The sequence below is a fragment of the Sphingomonas sp. genome, from assembly GCF_019746015.1.
Taxonomy (GTDB): Bacteria; Pseudomonadota; Alphaproteobacteria; order Sphingomonadales; family Sphingomonadaceae; genus Sphingomonas.
Map to the genome: position 1 here is coordinate 1 of NZ_JAIESM010000083.1, position 9036 is coordinate 9036.

Sequence of the window (9036 nt, forward strand, 5' to 3'; positions counted from 1 at the left end):
CAGGCTGCCGGGCCTGCCCGCCCCGCCGGCGGTGGCGCCCAATGCCGACCGGATCGCGCTCGCGCTGCTGGCGATGGCGCAGCTCAGGCCGCCCGAGCCCGAACCGCCGGTCGCGCTGCCGCCGCTGGCGCCCTTGTCGAGCGCGCCGGGCAACCGGCGGGTGAGCGGCAGTTTCTGGCTGATCGCGCGTGGTGGCGATGCGCTTGGCCCGGCGCCGCTGGGCGGGCAGCTGGGCGGATCGCAGGCCGGGCTCAGACTGGCCTATCCGCTCGACCGGCGCGGGCGGTTCGCCGTCGCCGCGCGCTTTGCCACCCCGCTTGAGGGGCCGGGGCGCGAGGCGGCGATCGGGATCGAGTGGCGGCCGACCCGCGCGCCGGTGCGGCTGGTTGCCGAACAGCGCATCGCCATTGATGGGGGCGGCGGTGGCCCGTCGCTGGGGGTAGTGGCGGGGCTTGGCCCGGTGGCGCTGCACGGCTTCCGGCTGGAGGCTTATGGTCAGGCCGGCGTCATCGCGCGCGGGCGCGGCATCGGCTATGTCGACGGCGCCGCCCGGCTCGAACGGCGCGTTGCCGGCAATGACAAGGTCGCGCTGTCGCTGGGCGGCGGCGGCTGGGGCGGGGCGCAGCCGGGGGCGTCGCGCTTCGATGTGGGGCCAACGGCCAGCCTCACCTTCCCGGTCGCGCGCCAGCGGCTGCGCCTGTCGCTCGAATGGCGCGAGCGCATCTATGGCGCGGCGCGGCCCGACTCGGGGCTCGCGCTCACGCTGGGCGGCGATATCCAATGAATCGCGGCCAATAATTCTCGGTGGTGCGTTGCGCGCGCGCGGCGCGGCGATAGGGTGGCGCCATGGATCTGTACCTGCCGATTGCCAATCTCAGCGTGAATGCGCTGGTGATCATCCTGCTGGGCGGCGGCGTGGGGCTGCTGTCGGGCATGTTCGGGGTGGGTGGCGGCTTCCTGACCACGCCCTTGCTGATCGTCTATGGCATTCCGCCCACCGTTGCCGCCGCCTCCGCAGCCAGCCAGGTGACCGGGGCCAGCGTTTCGGGCGTTTTCGCGCACTGGCGCCGGCGCGGGGTGGATGTGAAAATGGGGCTGGTGATGGTGGCGGGCGGCATTCTGGGCTCGTTTGCTGGCGCCGGGCTGTTCCGCCTGCTTCAGGCGACCGGCCAGATCGATACCACCATCGCCATTCTCTATGTGCTGATGCTGGGCTTTATCGGCACCACCATGGCGCGTGAAAGCTGGAGCGCGATCGACGCAAAGCGCCGGGGCACGCCGCTGCCGGCGCGCAAGCGGCGCCACCACCCGCTCGTCGCCGCACTGCCGCTGCGCACGCGTTTCTATGCCTCGGGGCTCTATATCTCGCCGCTCGCGCCGCTGCTGCTGGGCTTTGCGGTGGGCATTCTCACCATCCTGCTGGGGGTGGGCGGCGGCTTCATTCTGGTGCCGGCGATGCTCTATCTGCTCGGCATGAGCGTGCAGGTGGTGGTCGGCACCTCGCTGTTCCAGACGTTGTTCGTCACTGCGGTTGCCACCATGGTCCACGCGCTCACCACCAAGGCGGTGGATATCGTGCTGGCCGGGCTGTTGCTGGTCGGCTCGGTCGCCGGCGCGCAGCTGGGCGCGCGGCTGGCCAGCCGGGTGCAGCCCGAATATCTGCGGCTGGCGCTCGCCGGCATCGTGCTGGTGCTGGCGCTGCGCGTGGCGATGGGGCTGGGGTTTCAGCCCGACGCGCTCTATTCGGTCGAAGTCGCGCAATGAAGCGCTGGGCGGCCTTGGTCGCGCTGCCGCTGCTGCTGGCCGCGCGCGACGGCCGCGACGGCCCCCGCCCGGTGCTGGTGCCCGATGTTTCCGAACGGCGGATTGAGATCAAATACAGCTTCACCGGTGCCGATCTGCTGCTGTTCGGCGCCATTCTCTACCCCGGCGGGCGCATTCCCGAAGAGCGCGACGCCGATATCGTGGTGGTGGTGAAGGGGCCGTCGCAGCCGATATTGGTGCGCGAAAAGCAGAAGATCGCCGGCATCTGGGTGAATGCCGACAGCATGCGCTATCTGTCCGCGCCCAGCTTCTATGCGATTGCCTCGTCACGGCCGATCGACCAGCTGCTCGATGAGCGCAGCCGTGCGATCTATGAGCTGGGCCTGTCCAGCCTGCAGCTGTCGCCGGCGCGCGGCGCTCGGGGCGAGGACCAGAACCGCTTTGCCAAGGGGCTGGTGGCGCTGCGCCAGCGCACCGGGCTGTATGTGCAGGCGCCGGGCGCGGTGGAGATCACCGACGGGGTGCTCTATCGCGGGCGTATCGCGATTCCGGCGCGGGTGCCGGTGGGGCGGTTCACCGCCGAAACCTTCCTGATCCGCAAGGGCCGCGTGCTGGCCGCCGCCGTGCGCGATATCGACATCCGCAAATCGGGGTTTGAGCGCTTCGTCGCCCGCGCGGCAGAGCGCCGGTCGTTTCTCTATGGGTTGGCGGCGGTGGCGCTGTCGGTACTGCTGGGCTGGGCGGCGGGGGCGATTGCCCGGCGGATTTAGGGTTGGTTTCAGCTTTGGCTGAAACGGTCACGGCACCGGCCCGCTGCCCCACCCGACCACTCATAGAATACTGTCGTTGGGTGGCCGGGTGGGGGAGCGGGCCGGCGCCGCCTCAACCAAACACCCCCCGAATTTTTCCTATGTCAGATCAGCCATCTACGCGAAATTAACCATTTTTCGCGGATATGGGGCGAAGCAAGTTTGGCAAAGGCCCGGAAAACCGCATGACGGAACACCATACGCCCCGCGCAACCGGTGAGTCGGAGCATCCCGCCACGCCCTTCGCCTCGATGCGCGGCATCGGCATGGTGTTCGAGGTGGCGGGCTCTTCCAGCCAGGTGCTGCTCGATGCGCGCGCGATGGACGCGCTGGGCAGCAGCGCCGATCCGGTCGTCGCCGCCGCCGGCCAGGTCGGCAGCCAGGTGAAGATGCGCGTCGGCCATTGCTGGCTAATCGCCAATGTCCGCACCCTGCGGCTGATGGAAGGACAGGGCGACCGTATCATCGCCGCGATCGACTTTCTGGGCGAGGGGGATGAGGAAAAGCTGACCGGCAAGCTCTATCGCTTCCGCCGCGGCGTGACGCGCTATCCGACGCCGGGCACGCCGGTCTTCCCGGTTTCCAGCGCCGATCTGAAGCAGATCTATTCGGCCGATGACCGGCCGCATATCTCGATCGGCACCGTCTATCCCACCCGCGACACGCGCGCCGCGCTTTATGTCGATGCGCTGCTGGGCAAGCATTTCGCGCTGCTGGGCTCGACCGGCACCGGCAAATCAACCTCGGCCGCGCTCATTCTCCACCGCATCTGCGATCTGGCGCCGCAGGGCCACATCGTGATGATCGACCCGCACGGCGAATATAGCGCCGCCTTCAAGGACAATGGCGCGATCTACGACGTGTCGAACCTGCAGATGCCCTATTGGCTGATGAATTTCGAAGAACATTGCGAAGTGTTCCTGACCGCGACCGGTTCGGCGCGGCAGATCGATGCCGACATCTTCGCCAAATGCCTGCTTGCCGCCCGCGCCAAGGGGCGGATGGGGCAGGAAATCGCCAAGCTGACCGTCGATGCGCCGATCCCCTATCTGCTCAGCGACCTCATCAACATCATCACGCTCGAAATGGGCAAGCTCGACCGCGCCGGCGACACCGCGCCTTATCTGCGGCTGAAGACCAAGATCGAGGAGATCAAGGGCGACCCGCGCTATTCGTTCATGTTTTCAGGCCTGCTGGTGGCGGACACGATGGCCGCGTTCATCGAGCGGGTGTTCCGCCTGCCCGGCGACGGCAAGCCGATCTCGATCATCGACGTGTCGGGCGTGCCGTCCGAAATCACCTCGGTGGTGGTGGCGGTGCTGGCGCGCATGGTGTTCGACTTTGCCATATGGGCGCGCGGCGAGCCGCAGCGGCCGGTGCTGCTCGTCTGCGAGGAAGCGCACCGCTACATCCCCAGCGGCCAGGCGGCCGACAAGGCCTCGGTCGGCAAGATCCTCAGCCGTATCGCCAAGGAAGGGCGCAAATATGGCGTCTCGCTGGGCCTCATCACCCAGCGCCCGTCGGACCTGGCCGAAGGCGTGCTGTCGCAGTGCGGCACGATCATCGCGATGCGCCTGAACAATGATCGCGACCAGGCGTTCGTGCGCGCCGCCATGCCCGAAGGCGCGCGCGGCTTTCTCGATTCGATCCCGGCGCTCCGCAACCGCGAATGCATTGTCTGCGGCGAAGGCGTGGCGGTGCCGATCCGCGTGGCGTTTGACGATCTGGAAGACAGCCGCCGCCCGGCCTCTGACGATCCGCTCTTCTCCGACCTGTGGCGCGAAGTGGGGCATGAGGAGGAAATCATCGCCCGCACGCTGAAACGCTGGCGCGCCCAGGGCCGCTGAGCGCGGGGGCGTTCCGCAATCCCTGACTCTTGCCGTGCTCAACCGCGCATGGGATGACGCGGCATGGATATTGATAACGCCCTTGTCCGGCGGGTGGTGGACGCGCTTGGCCCCGTGCCGGGGGTGGTGGCGATCGCGCTGGGTGGCTCCCGCGCGCGCGGCACGGCAGGGCCGGCATCCGATTACGATATCGGCCTTTATTATGATGGGGCGCGGCCACTTGACGTGACCGCCCTGCGCGCGGCTGTCGCCGGCCTGGTCGACGATCCGGCAACCAGCGTCACCGACATCGGCACATGGGGGCCGTGGATCGACGGCGGCGGATGGCTGACGGTGGGCGGGGTGGAGGTGGACATTCTCTACCGGGAGATCGGCAAGGTTGCCGGCGTGATCGAAGACGCCGAGGCCGGCCGGTTCAGCATGAACTATCAGGTCGGCCACCCGCATGGCTTCTGCTCGGTGATTCTGGCGGGTGAGGCAGCGATTGCGCTGCCGCTGCATGACCCTGACGGCGTGCTGTCGGCACTGAAGCGGCGCGCCGCCGCCTATCCGGCCGCACTTGCCGATGCGTTGATCGCCCGCTTCGGGTGGGAGGTCGACTTTGCCATCGAAAATGGCGAGCTGGCCGCACGGCGCGGTGAGCGCACACATATCGCAGGATGCGCCTATCGCGCGCTATGCTGCGTGGCGCAGGTGCTGTTCGCCCACAACCGGCGTTACCTGATCAACGAAAAGGGCGCCGTGCCGGCCGCCGCCGGGCTGCCCGAGACGATCGGCACGCTTCGCTCAGATGCCGACGCGATCTGGCATGCGATCGGCAACGGCGCGCACGACGATGCGCTGGCAATGCTGCGGCGGCTTTCGTCTCAGCTGCATGATCTGACGGCGACGTCTGGTCAGCCCCTGCCCGGTTGACCGATTGACTGTGAGCCCGACGCGGCGTTTTGCATCGCGTCCCTCGACGTTGCTCGGGACGAACGGATTGAGGATTGATCCGGCAGCGCCTAATTCGCGCCGCCGGTGCGGGCGCCGAGCAGGCTGGCGACATAGGCGCGGAAGCGGCGCAGTTCGGCGCCGGCCAGCTGCTGCACTTCGCTATAGCTGATCGAGCGCGGATTGACCGGCGCGCCGTTGCGCCACAGCTCGTAATGCAGATGCGGCCCGGTCGACAGGCCGGTCGAGCCGACATAGCCGATCACCTGGCCCTGGCTCACCCGCGTGCCCGGGCGCACCGCGATGCGGCTCATATGGCCATAGCCGGTGGCATAGCCATTGCCGTGCGCCAGCTTCACGAAATTGCCATAGCCGCCATTGCGCCCGGCAAAGGCGACGGCGCCGTCCATCGCGGCGCGGATCGGCGCGCCATAGGGGGCGCCGATGTCGAGCCCGTAATGCATCCGGCGGATGCCGAGAATGGGATGGATGCGCGCGCCATAATTTGACGTCATGCGCCCATCGACCGGCATCGCCATCTGGCCGCGCCGCTCGCCGGTGCCGCTCGCGTCATACCAGGCGCCGCCGTCCTCGCCCCAGCGCACCAGCTGCACCTTGCGCCCGTCGCGCTCGATGCCGGCATAGAGCACCTTGCCCAGCTGCACCTCGCCGGTGGCGGCACGGGCCTGTTCGATCACCATGTCGAACACATTGTCGGACGAGACATCGCGGCCGATGGAGACGCGGCTGGCAATCGCACGGATATACGCCTCGACCGCCTTGGCCGGGGCGCCGGCGGCGCGGGCGGAGCGGTACAGGCTCTGCCCCACCAGCCCGCGGATGCGCAGCGGCGTGTTGTCCACCGCAATCGGCTGCGGCGTCATCACCAGCGCCTCGCCGGTGCGGTTGACCAGGATGTTGAGATCGAACCGCGCGCGGAACGACAGCGCCTCCAGCGGGCGCGGCGCGGTTTTCTCGGTGCGGCGGCCCAGCGTCAGGTCGAGCTGGGTGCCGGGCTTGAGCGATCCCGGCGACACGCTGCGCGCGACCAGCCGCTCGACCGCGCGGGCTTCCGCGCCGGCCACGCCCGCGCGCTGCAGCACCGCGCTGAAATCATCGCCCGCGCCGACGGTGGCGGTCAGCTCCACCTGCGGGCGCTCCGGGGTTTCGGCGAGCGGGCGGACCAGATCGCCGGCGGCAAGCCGGCGGCCGGTGGTGGCGCCCCAGGCCAGCGGCATGATCGACTGGGTGCGCGCTTCTTCCCACGCCTCGCCAGACAGCGGCGCCGGGGTGGCGCCCGCCACCGCCGGCACGCGCGGCAGCAGCCAGCAGGCCGCCCCCACCAGCACCACGCAGGAGACCGCCCCGCGCCACCAGTCGGCCGAGCCGATCCGCGCGCCCAGGTCCGGCGTCCAGTCAATGTCGTGAAGGCGGTGGCGCAACCGGTCGAGCGCGCCCGGCGGTGGTGGCGCGACCCGGCCAAAGGTCACCGCTGCCGCGCCGCCCCCCTGGCCCAGTTCATGATCGCTGCGTAGAAACAAACGCAAGCCCCCGCACTCGGCGCCCGCGCGGAGCACCTGCCTTGGTCGGCAAGCGTTGTGGACCCCAAATCCTAATGTCAAATTAACCGCACCGCCCCCATGTGCCGATTGCGATGAAGCGTGGCATCGCCCCGACCAATGTCTGCGGCACGGCGAATGACGGTTGATCAGCCCGCGATCGGGGTTGCGCGGCGGGCCGTGGCCGCCGATGTAGGCAGCCATCATGTCAAGCGCCGCGCCCGCCAAGGTGACGGCCGTTCTCGGCCCCACCAACACCGGCAAGACCCATCTGGCGATCGAGCGGCTGACCGGCCATTCGAGCGGGATGATCGGCTTTCCGCTGCGCCTGCTCGCGCGCGAGGTGTATGACCGGGTGGTGCGGCTGAAAGGGCCGGCCGAGGTCGCGCTGATCACCGGAGAGGAGCGGATTTGCCCGCCCGGCGCGCGCTGGTTCCTGTGCACCGCGGAATCGATGCCCGTCACCCGCGATCTGGCCTTTGTCGCGCTCGACGAGGCGCAGCTGGGCGCGGATGCGGAGCGTGGCCATGTCTTCACCGACCGGCTGCTCCATGCCCGCGGGCGCGAGGAGACGATGCTGCTCGGCGCACAGGCGCTCAAACCCATGGTGCGCGCGCTGGTGCCGGAGGCGGAGATCATCACCCGGCCGCGCTTTTCCACGCTCACCTATGCCGGCGCGCGCAAGCTGTCGCGGCTGCCCAAACGCTCGGTCGTCGTCGCCTTCTCGGCCGAGGAAGTCTATGCGGTCGCCGAAATGCTGCGCCGGCTGCGCGGCGGGGCGGCGGTGGTGATGGGTGCGCTTTCCCCGCGCACGCGCAACGCCCAGGTCGCGATGTTCCAGGCCGGCGAGGTCGATTATCTGGTCGCCACCGACGCGATCGGCATGGGCCTGAACATGGACGTGGCGCATGTCGCCTTTGCTTCGCTGCGCAAGTTCGACGGGCAGCGCCAGCGCCGGCTGACGGTGGCCGAAATGGCGCAGATCGCCGGCCGCGCCGGGCGCCACCAGCGCGACGGCAGCTTCGGCGCGCTCCATGCCGAGGGGCCGGGCGCCTTCACGCCCGACGAGATCGAGGCAATCGAGCAGCACCGCTTCGATCCGCTCCAGTCGCTCTACTGGCGCGACGGCGCACCGCGGCTGGACAGCATCGACACGCTGATCGCCGATCTGGAGGCGCGGCCCGAGGGCGAGGCGCTGCGCCCCGCGCCCGAGGCGATCGACCTTGCCGTGCTGAAGCGCCTGGCCGAGCTGGACTGGGTGCGCGCGCGGGTGCGCAGGCCTGCGCAGGTCGCGCGGCTATGGGCGGCATGCGGCCTTCCCGATTTCCGGAAGCTGGGCGTCGATCCGCATGCCCGCTTCGTCGCCCGGCTGTTCGAGCATCTGTCGCAGGGGGATGGCCATCTGCCCGCCGATCTGTTCGCGCGCGAACTGGCCCGGCTCGACCATCTGGCCGGCGATGTCGAGACGATTGCCGGCCGCATCGCCGCCGCGCGCAGCTGGGCCTATATCGCCCACCGCGACGACTGGCTCGCCGACCCCGCCCATTGGGCCGAGCGCACCCGCGCGCTGGAGGAGCGGCTGTCCGACGCGCTGCACGACCGGTTGCGCCAGCGCTTCGTCGACCGGCGCACGACCATGCTGCTGCGCCAGATCGGTGGCGATGCCCGCGCGCTGCCGACGCTGATCGATGGCGACGGCACGGTGGCGGTCGATGGCGAAATGCTCGGCCGGCTGGAGGGGTTCCGCTTCGTCGTCGCGGCCGATGCGCGCGCGGGTGACAAGCGCCTGCTGCTGGCGGCGGCCGAAAAGCAGCTGGCCGGCGAATGGGCGCGGCGGGGGGCGGCGCTGGCAGGGGCGGCGGACGATGCGCTGGTGCTGTTTGCGGAACCGGGGGCGGCCCCGGCAATCGGCTGGGGCGGCGTGATGGTCGCGCGGCTGGGCGCGGGCGCCGGCGTCACCCGGCCGCGGCTGACGCTCGACCGCGCGCTTGATTGCCTCGCGCCGCCGCTGCGCCAGCAGGTCCGCACCCGGCTGGAAATATGGTGCGCCGGCCAGATCGCGCGGCACGTGCCGGCGCTGGCGCGGATCGCGGCGCTGGCGGGCGATCCGGCCGCGCCCGCGCC

General features: G+C 69.8%; 7 protein-coding genes. 6 read left to right on the forward strand and 1 reads right to left on the reverse strand.

All coding sequences use genetic code 11. The annotated features are described in order from the left end of the window. The 5 genes from K2Y03_RS11675 to K2Y03_RS11695 form a co-directional block, all read left to right on the forward strand. The coding region (locus tag K2Y03_RS11675) for a hypothetical protein (protein ID WP_294090861.1) at nt 1–784 on the forward strand (784 nt) is incomplete at its 5' end. A 62-nt stretch (nt 785–846) separates the two neighbouring features. Then, the gene (locus tag K2Y03_RS11680) at nt 847–1764 is read left to right on the forward strand and encodes a sulfite exporter TauE/SafE family protein (RefSeq protein WP_294090862.1); all 918 of its coding nucleotides are present in this window, start codon (nt 847–849) and stop codon (nt 1762–1764) included. Continuing rightward, on the forward strand, nt 1761–2534 hold the full coding sequence (locus tag K2Y03_RS11685) for a TIGR02186 family protein (RefSeq protein ID WP_294090863.1): 774 nt from the start codon (nt 1761–1763) through the stop codon (nt 2532–2534). The genes K2Y03_RS11680 and K2Y03_RS11685 overlap by 4 nt, the downstream gene beginning before the upstream one ends. A gap of 290 nt (nt 2535–2824) precedes the next feature. Next, nucleotides 2825–4420 (forward strand): DUF87 domain-containing protein, encoded by a 1596-nt coding sequence (locus K2Y03_RS11690; protein WP_294090868.1) that lies wholly within the window; start codon nt 2825–2827, stop codon nt 4418–4420. 63 nt (nt 4421–4483) lie between these two features. After that, on the forward strand, nt 4484–5335 hold the full coding sequence (locus tag K2Y03_RS11695) for a nucleotidyltransferase domain-containing protein (protein WP_294090864.1): 852 nt from the start codon (nt 4484–4486) through the stop codon (nt 5333–5335). Nucleotides 5336–5424: 89 nt separating this feature from the next. On the opposite strand, the gene K2Y03_RS11700 is transcribed toward K2Y03_RS11695, so the two are convergent. Continuing rightward, nucleotides 5425–6900 (reverse strand): M23 family metallopeptidase, encoded by a 1476-nt coding sequence (locus tag K2Y03_RS11700; RefSeq protein ID WP_294090866.1) that lies wholly within the window; start codon nt 6898–6900, stop codon nt 5425–5427. A gap of 217 nt (nt 6901–7117) precedes the next feature. Here K2Y03_RS11700 and K2Y03_RS11705 point away from each other — a divergent pair. Continuing rightward, nucleotides 7118–9036 (forward strand): helicase-related protein (locus K2Y03_RS11705; RefSeq protein ID WP_294090867.1); only part of this gene is annotated, 1919 nt, incomplete at its 3' end.